The 18,941-nt window shown below is 71.5% G+C and carries 19 protein-coding genes; 10 read left to right on the top strand and 9 right to left on the bottom strand.

The annotated features are described in order from the left end of the window. The first annotated feature begins 38 nt into the window (after positions 1 to 38). On the top strand, positions 39 to 614 hold the full coding sequence (locus ACF08F_RS29685) for a TetR/AcrR family transcriptional regulator (RefSeq protein WP_392301592.1): 576 nt from the start codon (positions 39 to 41) through the stop codon (positions 612 to 614). A 51-nt stretch (positions 615 to 665) separates the two neighbouring features. Here ACF08F_RS29685 and ACF08F_RS29680 read toward each other — a convergent pair whose 3' ends face one another. Both ACF08F_RS29680 and ACF08F_RS29675 read right to left on the bottom strand, forming a co-directional pair. Continuing rightward, positions 666 to 1,730 (bottom strand): family 2 encapsulin nanocompartment cargo protein polyprenyl transferase, encoded by a 1,065-nt coding sequence (locus ACF08F_RS29680; RefSeq protein ID WP_392301591.1) that lies wholly within the window; start codon positions 1,728 to 1,730, stop codon positions 666 to 668. Between the two features lie 71 nt (positions 1,731 to 1,801). Then, complete coding sequence (locus ACF08F_RS29675; RefSeq protein ID WP_392301590.1) at positions 1,802 to 3,214, bottom strand: family 2B encapsulin nanocompartment shell protein; 1,413 nt, start codon at positions 3,212 to 3,214, stop codon at positions 1,802 to 1,804. A 255-nt stretch (positions 3,215 to 3,469) separates the two neighbouring features. Here ACF08F_RS29675 and ACF08F_RS29670 point away from each other — a divergent pair, with 255 nt between their 5' ends. Both ACF08F_RS29670 and ACF08F_RS29665 read left to right on the top strand, forming a co-directional pair. Continuing rightward, positions 3,470 to 4,060 carry an N-acetylmuramoyl-L-alanine amidase gene (locus ACF08F_RS29670; protein WP_392301589.1) on the top strand — a complete coding sequence of 197 codons (591 nt, stop codon included), beginning with the start codon at positions 3,470 to 3,472 and terminating at the stop codon, positions 4,058 to 4,060. Between the two features lie 106 nt (positions 4,061 to 4,166). Continuing rightward, positions 4,167 to 5,072 (top strand): 1-aminocyclopropane-1-carboxylate deaminase/D-cysteine desulfhydrase, encoded by a 906-nt coding sequence (locus ACF08F_RS29665; RefSeq protein ID WP_392301588.1) that lies wholly within the window; start codon positions 4,167 to 4,169, stop codon positions 5,070 to 5,072. A 57-nt stretch (positions 5,073 to 5,129) separates the two neighbouring features. Here ACF08F_RS29665 and ACF08F_RS29660 read toward each other — a convergent pair whose 3' ends face one another. Next, positions 5,130 to 6,728, bottom strand: coding sequence for a Na+/H+ antiporter (locus ACF08F_RS29660; protein ID WP_392301587.1), 1,599 nt, complete (start codon positions 6,726 to 6,728; stop codon positions 5,130 to 5,132). A 47-nt stretch (positions 6,729 to 6,775) separates the two neighbouring features. On the opposite strand from ACF08F_RS29660, the gene ACF08F_RS29655 reads away from it, so the two are divergent. From ACF08F_RS29655 to ACF08F_RS29645, 3 genes are all read left to right on the top strand, one after another. Next, positions 6,776 to 7,036 (top strand): UBP-type zinc finger domain-containing protein, encoded by a 261-nt coding sequence (locus tag ACF08F_RS29655; protein WP_392301586.1) that lies wholly within the window; start codon positions 6,776 to 6,778, stop codon positions 7,034 to 7,036. A 313-nt stretch (positions 7,037 to 7,349) separates the two neighbouring features. Then, entirely contained in the window at positions 7,350 to 7,763 is a 414-nt protein-coding gene (locus ACF08F_RS29650; RefSeq protein WP_024761155.1) for an anti-sigma regulatory factor, read from the top strand. A gap of 77 nt (positions 7,764 to 7,840) precedes the next feature. Further along, on the top strand, positions 7,841 to 8,785 hold the full coding sequence (locus ACF08F_RS29645; protein ID WP_392301585.1) for an RNA polymerase sigma factor SigF: 945 nt from the start codon (positions 7,841 to 7,843) through the stop codon (positions 8,783 to 8,785). 7 nt (positions 8,786 to 8,792) lie between these two features. On the opposite strand, the gene ACF08F_RS29640 is transcribed toward ACF08F_RS29645, so the two are convergent. After that, positions 8,793 to 9,218 (bottom strand): hypothetical protein, encoded by a 426-nt coding sequence (locus tag ACF08F_RS29640; protein WP_392301584.1) that lies wholly within the window; start codon positions 9,216 to 9,218, stop codon positions 8,793 to 8,795. Positions 9,219 to 9,340: 122 nt separating this feature from the next. On the opposite strand from ACF08F_RS29640, the gene ACF08F_RS29635 reads away from it, so the two are divergent. After that, on the top strand, positions 9,341 to 10,309 hold the full coding sequence (locus tag ACF08F_RS29635) for a diacylglycerol/lipid kinase family protein (protein ID WP_392301583.1): 969 nt from the start codon (positions 9,341 to 9,343) through the stop codon (positions 10,307 to 10,309). A 315-nt stretch (positions 10,310 to 10,624) separates the two neighbouring features. Then, on the top strand, positions 10,625 to 10,882 hold the full coding sequence (locus ACF08F_RS29630) for a WhiB family transcriptional regulator (RefSeq protein ID WP_003953983.1): 258 nt from the start codon (positions 10,625 to 10,627) through the stop codon (positions 10,880 to 10,882). A 157-nt stretch (positions 10,883 to 11,039) separates the two neighbouring features. Here the strand turns inward: ACF08F_RS29630 and ACF08F_RS29625 are convergent, their stop codons facing one another. Both ACF08F_RS29625 and ACF08F_RS29620 read right to left on the bottom strand, forming a co-directional pair. Beyond that, positions 11,040 to 12,506 (bottom strand): sensor histidine kinase, encoded by a 1,467-nt coding sequence (locus tag ACF08F_RS29625; protein WP_392301582.1) that lies wholly within the window; start codon positions 12,504 to 12,506, stop codon positions 11,040 to 11,042. A gap of 293 nt (positions 12,507 to 12,799) precedes the next feature. Continuing rightward, positions 12,800 to 13,447 carry a TetR/AcrR family transcriptional regulator gene (locus tag ACF08F_RS29620; RefSeq protein ID WP_392301581.1) on the bottom strand — a complete coding sequence of 216 codons (648 nt, stop codon included), beginning with the start codon at positions 13,445 to 13,447 and terminating at the stop codon, positions 12,800 to 12,802. A gap of 83 nt (positions 13,448 to 13,530) precedes the next feature. Here ACF08F_RS29620 and ACF08F_RS29615 point away from each other — a divergent pair, with 83 nt between their 5' ends. Together ACF08F_RS29615 and nagB are read left to right on the top strand one after the other, a co-directional pair. Further along, positions 13,531 to 14,292: an SDR family oxidoreductase gene (locus ACF08F_RS29615; RefSeq protein ID WP_392301580.1), complete on the top strand. Its 762-nt coding sequence runs from the start codon at positions 13,531 to 13,533 to the stop codon at positions 14,290 to 14,292. 185 nt (positions 14,293 to 14,477) lie between these two features. Then, entirely contained in the window at positions 14,478 to 15,263 is a 786-nt protein-coding gene (gene nagB, locus ACF08F_RS29610) for a glucosamine-6-phosphate deaminase (RefSeq protein ID WP_392301686.1), read from the top strand. Positions 15,264 to 15,377: 114 nt separating this feature from the next. Here nagB and ACF08F_RS29605 read toward each other — a convergent pair whose 3' ends face one another. Genes ACF08F_RS29605 through ACF08F_RS29595 form a run of 3 tightly spaced genes read right to left on the bottom strand, consistent with a single transcriptional unit; the run spans position 15,378 to position 18,795 of the window. Continuing rightward, positions 15,378 to 16,901: a glycoside hydrolase family 3 protein gene (locus ACF08F_RS29605; protein WP_392301579.1), complete on the bottom strand. Its 1,524-nt coding sequence runs from the start codon at positions 16,899 to 16,901 to the stop codon at positions 15,378 to 15,380. 8 nt (positions 16,902 to 16,909) lie between these two features. Beyond that, positions 16,910 to 17,776 (bottom strand): carbohydrate ABC transporter permease, encoded by an 867-nt coding sequence (locus ACF08F_RS29600; RefSeq protein WP_392301578.1) that lies wholly within the window; start codon positions 17,774 to 17,776, stop codon positions 16,910 to 16,912. After that, positions 17,773 to 18,795 (bottom strand): sugar ABC transporter permease, encoded by a 1,023-nt coding sequence (locus ACF08F_RS29595; protein WP_359669816.1) that lies wholly within the window; start codon positions 18,793 to 18,795, stop codon positions 17,773 to 17,775. The genes ACF08F_RS29600 and ACF08F_RS29595 overlap by 4 nt, the downstream gene beginning before the upstream one ends. Between the last annotated feature and the right edge of the window lie 146 nt (positions 18,796 to 18,941).

The raw sequence follows: 18,941 nt of genomic DNA, 5'->3' as shown, positions 1-18,941 counted from the left end.
TTTCGAGAAGCTTCACCAGAGATCCGAAGGAGCACGACATGGCGAGAAACCCGGAGCGCCGCACGGCCCTCCTCGACGCGGCGATCGAGGTGCTGGCCGAGGAAGGCGCCCGCGGGCTGACCTTCCGGGCCGTCGACGCCCGGGCTGGGGTCCCCACGGGCACCTCGTCCAACTACTTCAGCGACCGGGACCAGGTGCTCTCCGAGGTCGCCGACCGGATCTTCGTCCGCCTGACCCCCGAGCCCGGGGCCATCGACGCCGCGCTGCTCCCGGAGCCCAGCCGCGCCCTCGTAGTCGAGCTGATGCGCTGGCTCGCCCGACGCATGGCCGCCGAGCGCACCTGCTACCTGGGCCTCTTCGAGCTGCGTCTGGAGGCCACGCGCCGTCCCGAGCTCCAGGCCCGGTTCACCCAGGTGCTCCGGGCGGACCTCGACCTGAACATCCGGCTGCACGTCGGATCCGGGATGCCCGGGGATGCGGACACGGTCCGGGTGCTCTACTTCGCCCTCACCGGGCTGCTGCTCGACCACTTCACCGTGCCCGGCCTCCACGCCGAGCGGGACCTGGACGACCTGGTCGAGACCGTGGTCAACCGGATCGTCCCGGCGGAGTGACCACGCCCCGGAACGCCCCTGGAACGTCCCCGGAACACCCCGGCGAACGCCTCAGCGCGTACGCCGGGTGACGAACTCCGCGAGGGCGAGCAGGTCCCCCGCCGCCGCCAGGTCCGGGACCGCCTGGGCCAGGTACTCGACGGCGCGGCCCATGCGCTCGGCCGCCTGGGCCTGCGCCCAGTCCCGGCCGCCCGCCCGCTCGACCGCGTCCGCCGCCGCCCGTACGGCCGCGGCGTCGAGGACCGGGCGCGTGTAGAGCTCGGCCAGCTCCTCGCCGGCCGGGGTCCCCGAGACGAGCGCCGCCACCACGGGCAGCGACTTCTTGTGGGCGACGAGGTCGGCGCCGGCCGGCTTGCCCGTACGGTCCGGGTCGCCCCAGATCCCGATGAGGTCGTCGATCAGCTGGAACGCGAGTCCGGCCTCGCGGCCGAAGGAGTCCATCGCCGCGACCTCCTCCTCGCCCGCGCCCGCGTAGAGCGCGCCGATGGCGCAGGAGGCGCCGAGGAGGGCCCCGGTCTTGGCGGTGGCCATGGCCAGGCACTCGTCGAGCGAGACGTCGCGGGGGCCGCGCTGCTCGAAGGCGCAGTCCGCCTGCTGGCCCGCGCAGAGCTCGATGACGCAGGCGGCGAGGCGCGCCGCGGCGGCCGGCGAGGCGGGATGCGGGTCCTCGGCGAGCAGCCGGAGCGCGAGCGCGTTCATCGCGTCACCCGCTATGAGGGCGTCCGGGATGCCGAAGACGGTCCAGGCGGTGGGCCGGTGCCGCCGGGTCGGGTCCTCGTCCACGATGTCGTCGTGGAGCAGGGTGAAGTTGTGCGCGAGTTCGACGGCCGCCGCGGCCTTCACCGCCTGGGCGGACTCGGCCCCGAGGGCGCGGGCCGCCGCGAGGACCAGCGCGGGCCTGATCGCCTTGCCCGCCTGTCCGGCGGCCGGGGTGCCGTCGGCGTGCTCCCAGCCGAAGTGGTACATCGCCACCCGCCGTATGGAGCCCGGCAGGGACTCGACGGTGGAGCGGAGTTGGGGATGGACGGCGGCCCGCGTCTGGTCCAGGAGCAGCACTGCTCCCTGACCCTCGGCGACGGCGTCCGGGCTGGTCGTGGTCACGGTCACTTCCTTCATGTCCTTCGCGACGCGGGCCGGGAGACACCCGGGGGCGGGAGGTTCGGTCCCCGCCCCCGGGCGCCGGCGGCTCAACGCCAGCGGCTGACCTCGACGTTCTCCAGGATGCCGAGCGCGTCCGGGACGAGGATGGCGGCCGAGTAGTAGGCCGTGACGAGGTAGGAGATGATCGCCTGCTCGTCGATGCCCATGAAGCGGACCGAGAGGCTGGGCTCGATCTCGTCGGGCAGGCCGGTCTGGTGCAGACCGATCACACCCTGGTCGGCCTCGCCCGTACGCATGCAGATGATCGAGGTGGTCCGGGCGTCCGAGACCGGGATCTTGTTGCACGGGAAGATCGGCACACCGCGCCAGGTCGGGATGCGGTTGCCGTTGACCTCGATCGTCTCGGGCACGAGGCCGCGCTTGTTGAGCTCGCGGCCGAAGGCGGCGATGGCGCGCGGGTGGGCGAGGAAGAGCTTCGACCCCCGGCGGCGGGAGAGCAGCTCGTCCATGTCGTCGGGGCTGGGGGCGCCGTCGTGGGGCTGGATCCGCTGCCCGTAGTCGCAGTTGGCGAGGAGGCCGAACTGCTTGTTGTTGATGAGCTCGTGCTCCTGGCGCTCGCGGAGCGCCTCGACCGTCAGCCGCAACTGCTGCTCGGTCTGGTTCATCGGCTGGTTGTAGAGGTCGGCGACGCGGCTGTGGACCTTCAGGACGGTCTGGGCGACGCTCAGCTCGTACTCGCGCGGCGCGAGGTCGTAGTCGACGTACGTGTGCGGGATGACCGCCTCGCCGATGTGGCCTGCGGAGAGGTCGATGGCGGCCTCGCCGTAGGTGTTGGTGCGCTGGTCGGGGAGCGCGGCCACGGCCTCCAGGTGGGCGGCGAGCGAGGGCGCCCGGTCCGCCAGGTTCAGCACGTCGGCGCGGGTGAGCTCCAGGACCGTACAGGCGGTGGCGGCGCGGGCCGTCCAGCCCCAGACGGCGTCGGCGCTGACCAGCGCGGACTCGCCGAGGTAGGCACCGTCGGCGAGCACGCCGAGGACGGCCTCGTCCCCGTAGGGGCCCTCGCCGACCTGCTCGATACGGCCGTGCGCGAGGAGGTGCACGCGGTCGTTGGCCGCGCCGACGGCGGCGATGATGTCGCCCGCCGCGTACTCCCGCTGGGCACAGCGGGACGCGAGCTCGGCCAGGGCGGTCTCGTCCTCGTAACCACGCAGCGCGGGGAGTTCGCCGAGCTCGGCGGGGATGACCGCGACGTTCTGCCCCGTCTGGACGAAGGTGACGCGGCCGTCGCCCACGGAGTAGCTGAGCCTGCGGTTCACCCGGTACGTACCACCCTGCACCTGCACCCACGGCATCATCCGCAGCAGCCACCGGGAGGTGATCTCCTGCATCTGCGGCGCGGACTTGGTGGTCGTGGCGAGGTTCCGCGCGGCGGCGGTACCGAGACTCTGCTGCGGTGCCTGGTCCGTACGGACCTCGTCGCCAACCGAACCAACGGACATGGAACTCCCTCTCGTATGCGTGAGTTGCGAGAGAGAGCCTTTCAGCACGGAACGTGTCCGCGCCATTACACAATCGGGTGGGACTGTTCGACGATCTTCGGGGCATGTCACGTGATTTCCCCCCGAACAGCAGCGCAGAGCAGGCCTCGTGGCGCCGTGTCCGAATCGGCTCGCACGCCACCCGAACGGATAGCCGCGGAGTGGCGGACTCCGGTACTCCGGAAGTTCACCCCGTTCCCCTGAAGGGAGTCGGTCATGGCCTCACCCATGTCCGCGAGCAGGTTCCTCGCCGCGCTGCGCGACGAGGGCCTCGCGGTCGTCCAGGTCGGCGACTGGTCCACCCACAACCGCAACCACAAGGGCCCCTGGGGCCCGGTGCACGGCGTGATGATCCACCACACCGTGACCAAGGGCACCGCGGGCACCGTCCGCATCTGCAGAGACGGTTACGAGTCCCTGCCGGGGCCGCTCTGCCACGGCGTGATCGCCAAGGACGGCACGGTCCACCTCGTCGGCTACGGCCGCACCAACCACGCGGGCCTCGGCGACGACGAGGTGCTCAGGGCGGTCATCGCCGAGAAGCGCCTGCCGCGGGACGACGAGGCCACGACGGACGGCAACCGGCACTTCTACGGCTTCGAGTGCGAGAACCTCGGCGACGGCGTCGACCCGTGGCCGAAGGTCCAGCTGGAGGCCATCGCGAAGGCGGCCGCCGCCGTGTGCCGGGCGCACGGCTGGACCCAGCGCTCGGTCATCGGGCACCGGGAGTGGCAGCCGGGGAAGGTGGACCCGCGCGGCTTCACGATGGCCTCGATGCGCGAGCGGATCGCCGACCTGCTCCGCTGACCGGCGGGGCGGGTCGACAGGTCGCTCGGCCGGCCGACCGGCGGGCGACCTGCCGACCGAGGGCTCCGGCCGACCGAGGGCCCCGGTCGGCCTGGACAATGGCCGGGTGAACGCGTTCGACCTCTCCCCCCTGCGGCCCCGGCTCCCCTCCCCCCTGGAGCCGGTGGAGGACGAGCGCCTCGCCCGGCGCGGTCTCACGCTGCTGCTCAAGCGCGACGACCTCATCCACCCCGATCTGCCGGGCAACAAGTGGCGCAAGCTCGCGCTCAACCTGCGGGCGGCCGGCGGCCGTCCCGTGCTCACCTTCGGCGGCGCGTACTCGAACCACCTGCGCGCCACGGCCGCCGCCGGCCGGCTCCTCGGCTTCCCCACGATCGGGGTCGTCCGCGGGGACGAGCTGGCCGGGCGGCCGCTCAACCCGTCCCTCGCGCGGTGCGCGGCGGACGGGATGCGGCTGGAGTTCGTGGACCGGGCCACGTACCGCGCGAAGGGCGATCCGGCCACGCTCGCCGCGCTCCTGGAGCGGGCCCCCGCGGAGACGTACGTGGTTCCCGAGGGCGGCAGCAACGTGCTCGCCGTGCGGGGGTGCGTGGAGCTCGGCCGCGAGCTCGCGGAGGCGGCGGACGTCGTCGCCGTCGCCTGCGGCACCGGCGGCACCCTGGCGGGCCTCGCGGCCGGCCTCTCCCCCGGGCAGTCGGCCCTGGGCATCCCGGTCCTCAAGGGCGGCTTCCTGGGCGCGGAGGTCCGTGCCCTCCAGGAGGCGGCGTTCGGCGGGACGCGTGGCGACTGGGCCCTCGACGAGCGGTTCCACTGCGGCGGTTACGCCCGTACGGGTCCGGCCCTCGAAGCCTTCGCACAGGACTTCGAGGCGCGGCACGGACTCGCCATCGAGCGGCTGTATGTCGCCAAAATGCTCTACGGCCTCGTGAACCTGGCGCAGGAGGGCGCGTTCCCGGCGGGTACCCGGCTCGCAGCGGTGGTGACGGGCGCCCCTGAGCCGGAGGGCCCCTGACGGGGAGCGGGCCCTGGCCCGCCCTTCGGGCGGCCGGCGCTACTTTCGCAACACGCCCTAGCCCGCCTCCTCCTCGCGGTACGCGGCGGCCTCCTCCAGGTCGAGGCGGCGGAGGAGCGTGCGCATCATCTCGTCGTCGATGCGGCGCGCGTCGCGCAGCTGCACGAAGACCTCGCGCTCGGCCTCGATCATCTCGCGCGAGAGCCGCCGGTACGTGTCGTCCGCCGTCTCCCCGGTGGCCTCGTTGACCGCCCCGAGCCGCTCCCACACGGAGTTCCGGCGGCGCTCCAGGACGGTGCGCAGCCGGTCGGCGAGGGGCTGGGGAAGGGCGTTGCGCTCGTCGGCGAGGAGCGCGTCGAGGCGTTCCTCGGCGGCCCGGGAGGCCTCGCTCTGGGCCTGGGCCTCGGCGAGGGTCTCGGCGTACCGGTCACGGCCGGGGAGCTTCAGGAGCCGGATGAGCGGGGGCAGGGTGAGGCCCTGCACCACGAGCGTGCCGATGACGGTGGTGAAGGTGAGGAAGAGGACGAGGTTGCGGGCGGGGAACTCCACCCCGTCCGTGACGGCGGGGATGGAGAAGGCGATGGCGAGGGAGACGACCCCGCGCATGCCGGCCCAGCCGACGACGAGCGGGGCCCGCCAGTCCACCCCCGGCTCGCGCTCGCGCACGCGCGCGGAGAGCCATCGTGGCAGGAAGGTCGCCGGGTAGACCCAGACGAACCGCACGACGACGACGGCCACGAAGACCCCGACCGCGTACCAGGCCGCCTCTGCGATGCCGTACTGGCCGAGGCCCTCGACGACGTAGGGGAGCTGGAGCCCGATCAGGGCGAAGACGGCGGACTCCAGGATGAAGGCGACCATCTTCCAGACCGCCTCCTCCTGGAGGCGGGTCGCGAAGTCGACCTGCCAGGCGCGGTGGCCGAGGAAGAGGCCGACCACGACGACGGCGAGGACACCGGAGGCGCCGACCTCCTCGGCGGCCGCGTAGGCGACGAAGGGGACGAGGAGGGAGAGGGTGTTCTGGAGGAGGGAGTCGCCGAGGCCTCGCCGCAGCCAGTGGATGGGGACCATGAGGACCAGGCCGACGCCGATCCCGCCGACGGCCGCGAGCGCGAACTCCCAGATCCCGCCGGCCCAGCTGACGCCCTCGCCGACCGCGGCCGCGAGGGCGACCTTGTAGGCGGTGATCGCGGTGGCGTCGTTCACCAGGGACTCCCCCTGGAGGATCGTGGTGATCCGGTTGGGCAGGCCGAGCTTGCGGGCGATGGCCGTGGCGGCGACCGCGTCCGGCGGGGCGACCACGGCGCCGAGCACGAGCGCGGCCGTGAGCGGCAGGTCGGGGACGAGGACGTACGCGAGCCAGCCGACGGCCACGGTGGCGAAGAGGACGTAGCCGACGGAGAGCAGGGCGACGGGCCGGATGTTCGCCCGCAGGTCGAGGTAGGAGGAGTCGACGGCCGCGGTGTAGAGGAGCGGGGGCAGGATCAGCGGCAGCACGATGTGCGGGTCGAGCGTGTAGTCCGGAACCCCCGGCACGTACGAGGCGGCGAGACCGACGGCGACCAGGAGCAGCGGGGCCGGTACCGGGGTCCGCCGCGCGAGCCCCGCGATCGCGGCGCTCGCCGCCACCAGCCCCACCAGCTGCAGTGCGTCCATGCCCGTGTGCCCGTCCCTGTCCTGTGCCGCAACGTAACCTGGCCATCATGAGCGAGTGCCCGCACGTTGCCGAAATGCCGCGCCCCGAACCGGCGCCGCTGGCCGACACCTGCCCGGAGTGCCTGGCGGACGGTACACACCCGGTGCAGCTCCGGATCTGTCTGAGCTGCGGTCACGTCGGCTGCTGCGACTCGTCGGCGGGGCGGCACGCGACGGGGCACTTCTCCTCCACCGGGCACCCCGTGATGCGGACGTTCGAGCGGGGCGAGGCCTGGCGCTGGTGCTTCGTGGACGGCGCGATCGTCTGACGGCCGACGGTCGGCGGGGCGGTCCGGTCGCCTGACGACCGGGGGGCCGCGCGACGGTTCGAGGGCCTCGCGGTTGGGTACGTCATCCCTCCGCCGGTCGCTCGATTTCGCCCCCCGCACACCTCTACCCACCGTCCGCACGCATGGGCCTACCATGGGTGACGAGCGTGATCGGGGGCCGGGGGGCTCACGGCGACACGGCGGGACGTATCGCGATAGCGTCACGGCGGACTGCGCAGCCCCCTGCGCACCGCCCGGTCCGGGGCCTCTCCCCCCGGACCCCGAATGAGCTTGTGCCACCTTGGAGGTGAGGGTGTCCCAGATCACAGGCGAGCCCGGGACCCAGGACTTCGTGGAAGTCCGGCTGCCCGCTGCGGGTGCCTATCTGTCCGTGCTGCGTACGGCCACGGCCGGCCTCGCGGCGCGCTTGGACTTCACCCTCGACGAGATCGAGGACTTGCGGATCGCCGTCGACGAGGCCTGCGCGATCCTGCTCCAGCAGGCCGTGCCGGGGTCCGTCCTCAGCTGCGTCTTCCGGCTGGTCGACGACTCGCTGGACGTGACGGTCTCCGCCCCGACGACCGACGGTCGGGCACCGGAGCGCGACACCTTCGCCTGGACGGTGCTGTCGGCACTGGCCGGGAAGGTGGAGTCGTCGGTGGCCGATGACCGTACGGTCTCGATCAGCCTGTACAAACAGCGCGGCGCGGGGCCAGGCCCGGCGTGAGGAGCGGGGACGCGACGGCCGGCATCCCTGAGCAGCAGGCGCGGCCGCATGAGGTCGCTACGGAGCAGGCGGACCAGATGAGCGAGCACGAGCAGCACCACCAGGTTCCCGAGACGACCGGCCTCCCGGAGGCCCCGGTGGCCTCCGGAGCTTCCTCGGGCATGCCGAGCGCCGAGGACGACACGAAGGCGGCCGAGGCGGGGGCGCACGGGGCCGGGGCCGAGTCCGACGAGGCGGAGGCGGACGACACTCCGGCCGTCCCCGCCCCGAACGACCGGAGCGGCGCGCGCGCCCTCTTCGTCGAGCTGCGTGGGCTGCCGGAGGGCTCCCCGGAGAAGGCGGAGCTGCGCAACCGGCTGGTCCGGATGCACCTGCCGCTGGTCGAGCACCTGGCCCGGCGCTTCCGCAACCGCGGCGAGCCGCTGGACGACCTGACGCAGGTGGCGACGATCGGCCTGATCAAGTCGGTGGACCGGTTCGACCCGGAGCGCGGGGTCGAGTTCTCGACGTACGCGACCCCGACGGTCGTCGGCGAGATCAAGCGCCACTTCCGTGACAAGGGGTGGGCGGTCCGCGTGCCGCGCCGCCTCCAGGAGCTGCGGCTCTCGCTGACCACGGCGACGGCGGAGCTCTCCCAGCAGCACGGCCGGTCCCCGACGGTGCACGAGCTGGCCGAGCGGCTCGGGATCTCGGAGGAGGAGGTCCTGGAGGGGCTGGAGTCGGCGAACGCCTACTCGACGCTCTCCCTGGACGTGCCGGACACGGACGACGAGTCGCCGGCCGTCGCGGACACCCTGGGCGCGGAGGACGAGGCCCTGGAGGGGGTCGAGTACCGCGAGTCGCTCAAGCCGCTCCTGGAGGACCTGCCGCCCCGGGAGAAGCGGATCCTGCTGCTGCGTTTCTTCGGGAACATGACCCAGTCGCAGATCGCGCAGGAGGTCGGCATCTCGCAGATGCACGTTTCTCGGCTGCTGGCCCGGACCCTGGCGCAGCTGCGGGAGAAGCTCCTCGTGGAGGAGTGACGATCCGTTACGGAGTGTCCTGACCGGGGCGCCGGATGCCGAGCGCCTCGGTCGTGGCCGGGTTCACCAGGAGGACGAGCCCGGTGACGGCGAGGACGCCGAGGACGATGCCGACCGGGATCAGGGCGCTGTTCGCCTGGAGCATCTGCCAGGCGACCGGCAGGGCCAGGATCTGTGTGATGACGGCCGGTCCCCGGCTCCAGGACCGGCGCAGCCACAGTCCGCGGGCGGCGGCGAGCGGGATCAGGCCGAGTGCGACAAGTGTCACCGCGCCGGTCAGAGCGCCGGTGAGGTCGCCGGTGCCGTCCGCGAGGGCTTTCACCAGCATGTACACACCACCCGCGAGGAGCCCGAGGGCCTCGACACCGGCCACGGCCGCGGCTGCGGCGAGTCGGCGGGGGCGGGAGGTCTGCTCCGTACTGCTGCTGCTCATAGAGGGCAGGGTAACCGGGCCGCCGGGGAACCCGGCGGGGCTCCCCTGCCGGAGCCCCGCGGGGTGTCCGACGGGTGGGCCTGGACTGGGCCCGGTACCGCCGGGTAGGTACCCTGGCGCTCATGCGCGCACTTCTCGTGGTCAATCCGGCAGCCACCACCACCAGTGCCCGCACCCGTGACGTGCTCATCCACGCGCTGGCGAGCGAGATGAAGCTGGAGGCGGTCACCACCGAGTACCGCGGGCACGCGCGCGACCTGGGACGGCGGGCCGCCGACTCGGGCAACATCGACCTCGTCGTGGCTCTCGGCGGCGACGGCACGGTGAACGAGGTCGTCAACGGTCTGCTGCACGACGGGCCCGACCCGGACCGGCTGCCGGGCCTCGCGGTCGTCCCCGGCGGCTCGACCAACGTCTTCGCCCGCGCGCTCGGACTGCCGAACGACGCCGTGGAGGCGACCGGCGCCCTGCTCGACGCTTTGCGTGAGCGGCGAGCACGCACAGTGAGCCTCGGGCTGGCGGCCGGGACGCCGGGCACCGAGGACGAGGCGGTGCCCTCGCGCTGGTTCACCTTCTGCGCCGGCCTCGGATTCGACGCGAGCGTCATCGGCCGGGTCGAACAGCAGAGGGAGCGCGGCAAGCGGTCCACGCACGCCCTCTACCTCCGCCAGGTGTTCCGCCAGTTCCTGGACGAGCCGAACCGACGGCACGGCACGATCACCCTGGAGCGGCCCGGCGCCGAGCCGGTCGAGGACCTCGTCCTCTCCATAATCTGCAACACGTCTCCCTGGACCTACCTGGGCAATCGTCCGGTGTACGCGTCCCCGGAGGCGTCCTTCGAGACCGCTCTCGACGTGCTCGGACTGAGCCGTCTCTCCACCCCGGCGGTGGCCCGCTACGCCACCCAGCTGCTCACCTCGACCCCGGAGCGGGGCCCGCGGGGCAAGCACGCTGTGACTCTGCACGACCTGACCGACTTCACCTTGCATTCGAAGGTTCCCCTCCCTCTGCAGATGGACGGAGACCACCTGGGACTGCGTACGAGCGTGACGTTCACAGGCGTTCGCCGTGCACTGCGTGTGATTGTGTGAGTGGAAGGGCCCAAAGTCCTTTCACTCGAACGTTTAGGCGCGCATCCACCCCTTAGAAGTACGGCTGTGACCTAGCCGACACCGAGGAATCAAAAAAAACTTTCCGGAAGGGGTTGTATCCGTTGCTGGGGTTTGGGAGTCTCTTCTTGGCGATCGGGACGGCCCGCAAGACCGGCCTCCACTGAGAGTCAGAACCCCTCCCCAACTTGGACCACACCAGTTCACCTGGCAGTCGGCCCTTCCCTTGCGGGGGGATTCGTGAAAGCGTTCACATTCACAAGCAACTGGCACGTAACACTGAGAGAGGTAGCAGCCATGGACTGGCGTCACAACGCCGTTTGTCGTGAGGAAGACCCGGAGCTTTTCTTCCCCATCGGCAACACCGGTCCTGCGCTGCTGCAGATCGAGGAAGCCAAGGCCGTCTGCCGCCGCTGCCCCGTCATGGAGCAGTGCCTGCAGTGGGCGCTCGAGTCCGGCCAGGACTCCGGCGTCTGGGGTGGCCTCAGCGAGGACGAGCGCCGCGCGATGAAGCGCCGCGCCGCTCGCAACCGGGCGCGTAACGCCAGCGCCTGACGCCCCACCGAAGCCTGAGGCCAGCGGCGCATACATCGCGTATGCAATCACCGCCCTCGAGTCGCAGCGCGCAGCAGTAACCCACAGCATTCGAGCCCCGGACCGTTCTTCTCGGTCCGGGGCTCGCTGCTGTGCGGGAGAACCGCGCGTCAGGACGTCACTTCTGCGGCTGCACGGGGATGTCGAGGAGCACCTTCGTGCCGCGCTCGGTGCCGGGGACCATGTCGAACGTGCCGCCCAACTCCCCTTCCACCAGCGTCCGTACGATCTGGAGGCCGAGGTTGCCGGCCCGCTGCGGGTCGAATCCCTCGGGCAGTCCGCGGCCGTCGTCCTTGACCGTGATCAGGAGCCGGGCGTCGGCACGGGGCTCGCCGCGGACGGCGGTGACCTCGACCGTGCCCTGCTCGCCCTGGGCGAAGGCGTGTTCCAGGGCGTTCTGCAGGATCTCGGTGAGGACCATGGAGAGCGGGGTGGCGACCTCGGCGTCGAGAATGCCGAAGCGGCCGTTGCGCCGGCAGGTGACCTTGCCCGGGGAGATCTCGGCGACCATCGCGATCACCCGGTCGGCGATCTCGTCGAACTCGACGCGCTCGTCCAGGTTCTGGGACAGCGTCTCGTGCACGATCGCGATCGAACCGACACGCCGCACGGCCTCGTTGAGCGCCTCGCGGCCCCGGTCCGAGTCCATCCGCCGGGCCTGGAGGCGCAACAGGGCCGCCACGGTCTGGAGGTTGTTCTTCACCCGGTGGTGGATCTCCCGGATGGTGGCGTCCTTGGTGATCAACTCGCGCTCACGGCGGCGCAGTTCGGTGACGTCGCGGAGCAGGACGAGCGAGCCGATCCGGGTGCCCTTGGGCTTGAGCGGGATCGCCCGCAGCTGGATCACTCCGCCGTTGCCCTCGACCTCGAACTCGCGCGGCGCGTAGCCGGAGGCCAGTTTGACCAGGGCCTCGTCCACCGGGCCGCGGGAGGGGGCGAGCTCCGCGGTGATCTGGCCGAGGTGCTGGCCGACGAGGTCGGCGGCGAGCCCGAGCCGGTGGTACGCGGAGAGGGCGTTGGGCGAGGCGTACTGGACGATGCCGTCCGCGTCCAGGCGGACGAGGCCGTCGCCGGCGCGCGGCGAGGAGTCCATGTCGACCTGCTCACCGGGGAAGGGGAACGCCCCGGCGGCGATCATCTGGGCGAGGTCGGAGGCCGACTGGAGGTAGGTGAGCTCCAGCCGGGAGGGCGTGCGGACGGTGAGCAGGTTGGTGTTGCGGGCGATGACGCCGAGGACCCGGCCCTCGCGGCGCACGGGGATGGACTCGACCCGCACCGGGACCTCCTCGCGCCACTCGGGGTCGCCCTCGCGGACGATCCGGCCCTCGTCGAGGGCGGCGTCGAGCAGGGGGCGACGGCCGCGCGGCACCAGGTGGCCGACCATGTCGTCCTGGTAGGAGGTGGGGCCGGTGTTGGGCCGCATCTGGGCGACGGAGACGTATCGCGTGCCGTCGAGGGTCGGAACCCACAGGACGAGGTCGGCGAAGGAGAGGTCGGAGAGCAGCTGCCACTCCGACACCAGCAGGTGGAGCCACTCGAGGTCGGAGTCGCTCAGGGCGGTGTGCTGGCGCACGAGGTCGTTCATGGAGGGCACGGTGCGAGGGTACCCGCGGAATTGCAGGGGCGGTGAACCTGGATCTCCGGGCGTCCGTGTTGGAGGATGGGCCGGGAAGAGCCGCGTTCCTGTGGATGGACAGACAAGAATGGTCTAGTCCACAATGAACGCATCCAGCCTCCATCCTCCCCGCACAGGAGGATGGAACGAGGTACCCGACGCTCTCTGCCCTGACTGCGTCGAGACCTCCCACACGGCCGAGGGACCGCACACCCCCGGCCGAGCAACTCCGGGCTGCGGTGCCGGACGGGTTGAGGGTCCCGTCAGGCGCCGCGGCCCGCGGGTGTTTCCGGGGCCTTTTCCCGGGCGCCCCCGGGGGCCGGCGGCCAGGACCGCATCGCCCACTCCGCCACCGCCGCGAGCTCCTCGCGTGTCGCCCCGTCGCGGGCCTGCTGGGACATGCCCTGGAGTACGGCGCCGCTGAAGCGGGCGAGCGCGCGGGCATCGGTGCCGGGCGCCAGCTCCCCCGCCTCGACGCCCTGGCGGATCCGGGCCTCGAAGGAGGTCAGATTGGCCTCCCGGCGGGCCCGCAGGGCCTCCTCGACCTCGGGGGTCGAGCAGTTCACCGCGGCGGAGATCATCAGGCAGCCGCGCGGGTGGCCCGACTCCGTGAAGAGCTCCGCCGACTCCCGCAGGAGGCGCCCGATGGCGGCGCGGGCCGTCGGCTCCTCGGTGAAGGCGCGCTCGCCGTACGACCCGTACGACCCGGCGTACGCCTCGACGACCTCCTCGAAGAGCGTCCGCTTGTCGCCGAAGGCCGAGTAGAGGCTGGGTGCGCTGATGCCCATGGCGCGCGTGAGGTCGGCGACGGAGGTCGTCTCGTAGCCGTGCTCCCAGAAGGCCATCGTGGCCTGCTCCAGGGCCGTGAGCCGGTCGAAGGAGCGGGGCCGGCCGCGCTGTCTCGTCACCATGGAGTGAATTCTATAGCGCGCGCTAGCAAAAGTGGGGTACGGTCTTTTCATAACGACCGCTACACAAAGAGGGGGGCGTCGCCATGGGCGTGCTCGCAGGGAAGACGGCACTGGTCACGGGCGGAAGCCGGGGCATCGGACGCGGGATCGCGGAGCGGCTCGGCCGCGAGGGCGCGCGGGTCGGGGTGCACTACGGGAGCAACGAGACGGCGGCGAAGGAGACCGTCGAGGCGATCGAGGCGGCGGGCGGCGAGGCCTTCACGCTCGGCCAGGAGCTGGGGGTCCCCGGGGACGCGGCGGCCCTGTGGGAGGCGTTCGACCTGGCCGTGGGCGGCGACGGCGGGCTGGACATCCTGGTGAACAACGCGGGGATCGCGGCCTCGGAGCCGTTCGCGAAGCTCGGCGAGGAGGAGTTCGACCGGATCTTCGCCGTCAACGCCAAGGCGCCGTTCTTCCTCGCCCAGCTGGGCGCCGAGCGGCTCCGGGACGGCGGCCGGGTCATCAACGTGTCGACGGGCCTGACCAGGACGGCGGTGATGCCGGACCTGATCGCCTACTCGATGTCGAAGGCCGCGCTCGACGTGTTCACCCGGGACCTGTCGAAGGTCCTCGGGCCGCGGCGGATCACGGTCAACTCGGTGGCGCCGGGGATCGTGGACACGGACATCAACGCCGGCTGGCTGAGGGGCGACGAGCAGGCCTGGGCGGGGGCGGCGGCACTGTCGGCGCTGGGCGGGGTCGGCTCCCCGGCGGAGATAGCGGACGTGGTGGCCTTCCTGGCCTCCGAGGACGCGCGCTGGATCACGGGCCACTGGATCGACGTCACGGGCGGCTCGCTGAGCTGAGCCGGCGCGCGGGTCCCGGCGGGGTTCGGGTGGCTGGGGGGACGGGGGCGGCAGACGATGGTGGCGGTGCCGTCCGCACGTCGGAACGGCATGAGGAGAAGGGCTTCCCTCTGCTAGATTTGGCTTTGATTGGTCTATACCACATGGCCCCTCTCCGGCCCCTCCACCAGATCGGCAGGCACAGCGTGGAAGTTGTCATCGTCAAGGACGCCAAGGCGGGCGGCGAGCTCATCGCGGACGGCATCGCCGGCCTCCTGCGCCGCAAGCCCGACGCGCTGCTCGGCGTGGCCACGGGTTCGACCCCGATCCCGATCTACGACGCCCTGACCGCCCAGGTCGCGGCCGGCTCCGTGGACGCCTCCCGGGCCCGGATCGCCCAGCTGGACGAGTACGTCGGACTGCCGGCCGGGCACCCCGAGTCGTACCGCTCCACCGTGCTCCGCCAGGTCGTCGAGCCGCTCGGGCTCTCCCCGGAGGCCTTCATGGGCCCCGACGGCTCCGCCGAGGACGTCCAGGCCGCTTGCGAGGCGTACGACAAGGCGCTGGCCGAGGCCGGCGGTGTGGACCTGCAGATCCTGGGCATCGGCACCGACGGGCACATCGGCTTCAACGAGCCGTGCTCCTCGCTCGCCTCGCGCACCCGGATCAAGACGCTCACCGAGCAGACCCGCGTGGACAACGCCCGCTTCTTCGACAACGACATCGAGCAGGTGCCGCACCACGTCATCACCCAGGGCATCGGCACCATCCTGGAGGCCCGTCACCTGGTGCTGCTCGCCACCGGTGAGGGCAAGGCCGAGGCCGTGGCGCAGACCGTCGAGGGCCCGGTGGCCGCGCTCGTACCGGCCTCCGCGCTCCAGCTGCACCCGCACGCCACGATCGTCGTGGACGAGGCCGCCGCCTCCAAGCTGAAGCTCGCGGACTACTTCCGCCACACCTTCGCGAACAAGCCCGCCTGGCAGGGCATCTGAGGGCAGCCCGCGGCCGGCCGCCCCGGCGGGACGGACGACGGAGCGTGCGACGGAGGGGCCCGGCACCTGGATCAGGTGCCGGGCCCCTCCGTCGCACGGGAGTACGGGCGGCGCTCAGGCGCCGGTGCCGACCACGGCCTCGGCGGCCGCGCGGCCGCAGACACGGGCCGCGCCGTGCGTGGCGATGTGCAGGGCCCCGCGGGGCTCCGCCTCGTTGAGGCCCATCTCGACGACGACGGTGTCGGGGCGGGCCGCGAGAAGGCCGTCCAGGGCCTCGGTCATCCACGGGTGGCGGTGGGCGTCGCGGACGACCGCGACGATCCGGCGCTCCCCCGCGGCGGCGAGGACCGGGTCCACGGAGGCCTCGGCGTACGAGCCGGTCTCCGTGCCGGGCAGCAGCCGCTCCAGCTCCGCCGCGATGCCCCAGGGGGTCTCGTCACCGACGGCGAAGTTCGCGACCGGGGTGAAGGAGGCCACGTAGGGGGCGCTGCTCACCGGGGTGTACGGCCGCTCCCCCCGGGTCACCTTCAGGGCCCGGCGGGCCGCGACGAGTCCGATGTCGGTGCCGGGCGCGGTCCCCTCCTGCACTGCCGCGCCCGGCACCGACTCAGCCCCCCTGGCCCGGTGCGACTGGGTCCAGGCCGCCAGGGCGCGCACGCGCGCCGCGGCGTCGGCCAGCCGCTCCTCGGGCAGTTCACCGGTCCGTACCGCGTCGACCAGCGCGTCGCGCAGCCGCAGTACGGTGTCCTCGTCGCACAGCCCGCCGCCGACGCAGATGGCGTCGGCGCCCGCGGCGATCGCGAGGACGGATCCGCGCTCGATGCCGTACGTCGCCGCGACGGCCTGCATCTCCATGCCGTCGGTGACGATCAGCCCCTCGAAGCCCAGCTCCTGGCGCAGCAGACCGGTGAGGATCTGCGGGCTCAGGGTGGCCGGACGGTGCGGGTCGAGCGCGGAGAGAAGGATATGCGCGCTCATGACCGCTTTGGTACCCGCGGCGATGGCGGCGCGGAAAGGTACCAGCTCACGGGCGTGCAGTGTGGCGAGGTCCACATCGATCCGGGGCAGCGCGTCGTGCGAGTCGACGTTGGTGTCGCCGTGTCCCGGGAAGTGCTTCGTGCAGGCCGCGACGCCGACTCCCTGGAGGCCGTCGACGTACGCGACGGTGTGCCGGGCGACCAGGTCCGGGTCCGGTCCGAAGGACCGGACGCCGATGACCGGGTTCTCGGCGTTGGAGTTGACGTCCGCCGAGGGCGCCCAGTTGAGGTCGACACCGCACTGCGCGAGGCGCCGGCCGAGCTCGCGGGCGACGGCCCGGGTGAGCTCGACGTCGTCGACGCTGCCCAGCGCGTAGCTGCCGGGGAAGGACGAACCCTGCTTGACCTCCAGGCGGGTGACGTCCCCGCCCTCCTCGTCGATGGCGACGAGGACGTCGTCCCGCTCGGCGCGCAACTGCGCGGTGAGCGCGGCGAGCTGTTCGGGGCTGACGATGTTCCGGCCGAAGAGGCCGACCGAGGACAGGCCCTCGCCGATGTGGCGACGCAGCCAGTCGGGTGCGGTGGTGCCGACGAAGCCGGGCTGGAGCACCGTGAGCGCGTCACGGGTCAGGGTGTCCGAGCCGTGTACGAGAGTGGTCATGGGAGCCGTTATCCCTTCACCGCGCCGGCGGTCATGCCGCCGACGGCCTTGCGCTGGAGGAAGAGGAACACGATGAGCACGGGGAGGGCGAAGAGCGTGGAGGCGGCCATGGTGGCGCCCCAGTCGCTGCCGAACGCGGTCTGGAACTCGGTGAGCCAGCGCGTCAGGGTCTGCGATTCCCGGTCCTTGTTCAGCATGAGGACCATGGCGAACTCGTTCCAGGCGGTGATGAAGCCGAAGAGCGAGGTCGACATGAGGCCGGGGGCGAGCAGCGGGAAGATCACCTTGCGGAAGGCCTGGCCGCGGGTGCAGCCGTCGATCTGCGCGGCCTCCTCCAGCTCCACCGGGACGGCGGCGATGAAGCCGCGCAGGGTCCAGATGGTGAAGGGGAGGACCATCACGAAGTAGATCAGCGTGAGCATCGGGATGCTGTTCAGCATGTCGTTCTCACGGGAGATCATGTACATCGCGATGACCATGACCTCCCAGGGCGCCATCTGGGCCAGCATCACGACGAGGACGATGCCCTTGCGCCCCTTGAACTTCATGCGGGCGATCGCGAAGCTCGCGGCCAGGGCCACGAGGAGGGCGAGGAGCACGGCGCCGAGGGTGACGAAGAGGCTGTTCTGGACGTACGTCCAGAACAGGTCGACGCCCGTCGCGGTCGTGTAGTTGTCGAACGTCGGCGTGAAGACGAAGACGGGGTCCTTCGTCATGATCTCGTGCTGCGGCTTCAGCGAGGACGAGAACATCCAGTAGACGGGGAAGACGAACACCACGGCGAGGACGAGGGCGGTGAGGTTCTTGGCGATGACGCCGACCGACAGCGGCTTCCTGGTGCGCAGCTTCTGCGGAGTCTCAGTGGTGGTGCTCACAGCTCCTCCTCCTGCTTCAGGATCAGGCGGAAGTAGAAGGACATGACCGCGATGAGCATCACGATCGTCAGGACGGAGATGGCGGCGGCGACGCCGTAGTGGAACTGGCCGACGCCCTCGATGTAGGCGAAGACGGGGAGCGTCTCGGAGCCTCGGTCGGGACCGCCCTGGTTCATGGCGTAGACCTGGGCGAACGCCTTGAAGATCCAGATGATCTCCAGGAACGTCGTGATCATGAAGAAGGACTTGAGGTTCGGGAAGACCACGGACCAGAAGGTGCGCCAGCCGCTCGCGCCGTCCATCTTGGCGGCCTCGTACAGCTCGGTCCCGACCGTGGTCAGGGCGGCGTACATGTTGAGGGCGACGAAGGGGACGGAGCCCCAGACGAGCAGGATCAGGATGATGACGAGGGTGGAGAAGCCCGTCTCGAACCAGTTGTGCTGCTCGTAGCCCGAGAAGCCGAGCGTGCGCATCAGCCAGTTGACGACACCGAACTGCTCGTCGAAGAGCCAGCGGAAGACGGTGACGGAGGCGATGATCGGCATGGCCCAGGCGAGCATCAGGGACAGCGAGAGGACCAGCCGCATCTTCTTGCCCAGGCGGTTCAGCAGCAGGCCGACGCCCGTGCCGATGGCCATGATCAGGGCGACGTTGACGGCGGTGAAGACGACGCTTCGGACGACGACCGTCCAGAACTGCGAGTCGCTCAGCAGGTCCGTGTAGTTGTCGAAGCCGATCCAGACCGTCTCGCGGGTGATGAACTCTTTCCGGTTGAGCTGCTGGAAGGAGAGCATCACATTGCGGATCAGCGGGTAGAGCAGGAGCACCGCCATGGACAGCAGGGCGGGCGCGACGAGCAGATAGGGCAGCAGCCCGCTCGGCAGCGAGCGTCTGCCGCGCGAGGGCTGAAGGACTTCCTTCGAGCCGGAAGGGGATGGCGGAGTCTGAGACTTCCCTGCCGCCCTCCCGGGCGCGTCCTGAGGAGCGGCGCTGGCCGTCCCCTGGGAGTCCACGGTCATGGTCTTATTCCTCGCGGTTCTGGGGCTCCCGCGCCCACCGGGGCGCGGCCCGGGGGAGCGGGCCGCTCATCACTGCATGCGATGCGTCACTGCAAAGCGTCACTGCAAGCGCCGGTGGTGCGGCCGGTGCGACACCGGCCGCACCA

The organism is Streptomyces sp. NPDC015130, assembly GCF_043080005.1.
GTDB lineage: Bacteria > Actinomycetota > Actinomycetes > Streptomycetales > Streptomycetaceae > Streptomyces.
The sequence above is the reverse complement of the archived record's forward strand: the minus strand, read 5'-3'. Positions and strand labels throughout refer to the sequence as shown.

Coding starts and splice junctions, on each gene's coding strand:
- ACF08F_RS29685 (WP_392301592.1), top strand. CDS start 39: ATGGCGAGAAACCCGGAGCGCCGCACGGCCCTCCTCGACGCGGCGATC.
- ACF08F_RS29680 (WP_392301591.1), bottom strand. CDS start 1,730: ATGAAGGAAGTGACCGTGACCACGACCAGCCCGGACGCCGTCGCCGAG.
- ACF08F_RS29675 (WP_392301590.1), bottom strand. CDS start 3,214: ATGTCCGTTGGTTCGGTTGGCGACGAGGTCCGTACGGACCAGGCACCG.
- ACF08F_RS29670 (WP_392301589.1), top strand. CDS start 3,470: ATGGCCTCACCCATGTCCGCGAGCAGGTTCCTCGCCGCGCTGCGCGAC.
- ACF08F_RS29660 (WP_392301587.1), bottom strand. CDS start 6,728: ATGGACGCACTGCAGCTGGTGGGGCTGGTGGCGGCGAGCGCCGCGATC.
- ACF08F_RS29655 (WP_392301586.1), top strand. CDS start 6,776: ATGAGCGAGTGCCCGCACGTTGCCGAAATGCCGCGCCCCGAACCGGCG.
- ACF08F_RS29645 (WP_392301585.1), top strand. CDS start 7,841: ATGAGCGAGCACGAGCAGCACCACCAGGTTCCCGAGACGACCGGCCTC.
- ACF08F_RS29640 (WP_392301584.1), bottom strand. CDS start 9,218: ATGAGCAGCAGCAGTACGGAGCAGACCTCCCGCCCCCGCCGACTCGCC.
- ACF08F_RS29635 (WP_392301583.1), top strand. CDS start 9,341: ATGCGCGCACTTCTCGTGGTCAATCCGGCAGCCACCACCACCAGTGCC.
- ACF08F_RS29630 (WP_003953983.1), top strand. CDS start 10,625: ATGGACTGGCGTCACAACGCCGTTTGTCGTGAGGAAGACCCGGAGCTT.
- ACF08F_RS29625 (WP_392301582.1), bottom strand. CDS start 12,506: ATGAACGACCTCGTGCGCCAGCACACCGCCCTGAGCGACTCCGACCTC.
- ACF08F_RS29620 (WP_392301581.1), bottom strand. CDS start 13,447: ATGGTGACGAGACAGCGCGGCCGGCCCCGCTCCTTCGACCGGCTCACG.
- ACF08F_RS29615 (WP_392301580.1), top strand. CDS start 13,531: ATGGGCGTGCTCGCAGGGAAGACGGCACTGGTCACGGGCGGAAGCCGG.
- ACF08F_RS29605 (WP_392301579.1), bottom strand. CDS start 16,901: ATGACCACTCTCGTACACGGCTCGGACACCCTGACCCGTGACGCGCTC.
- ACF08F_RS29595 (WP_359669816.1), bottom strand. CDS start 18,795: ATGACCGTGGACTCCCAGGGGACGGCCAGCGCCGCTCCTCAGGACGCG.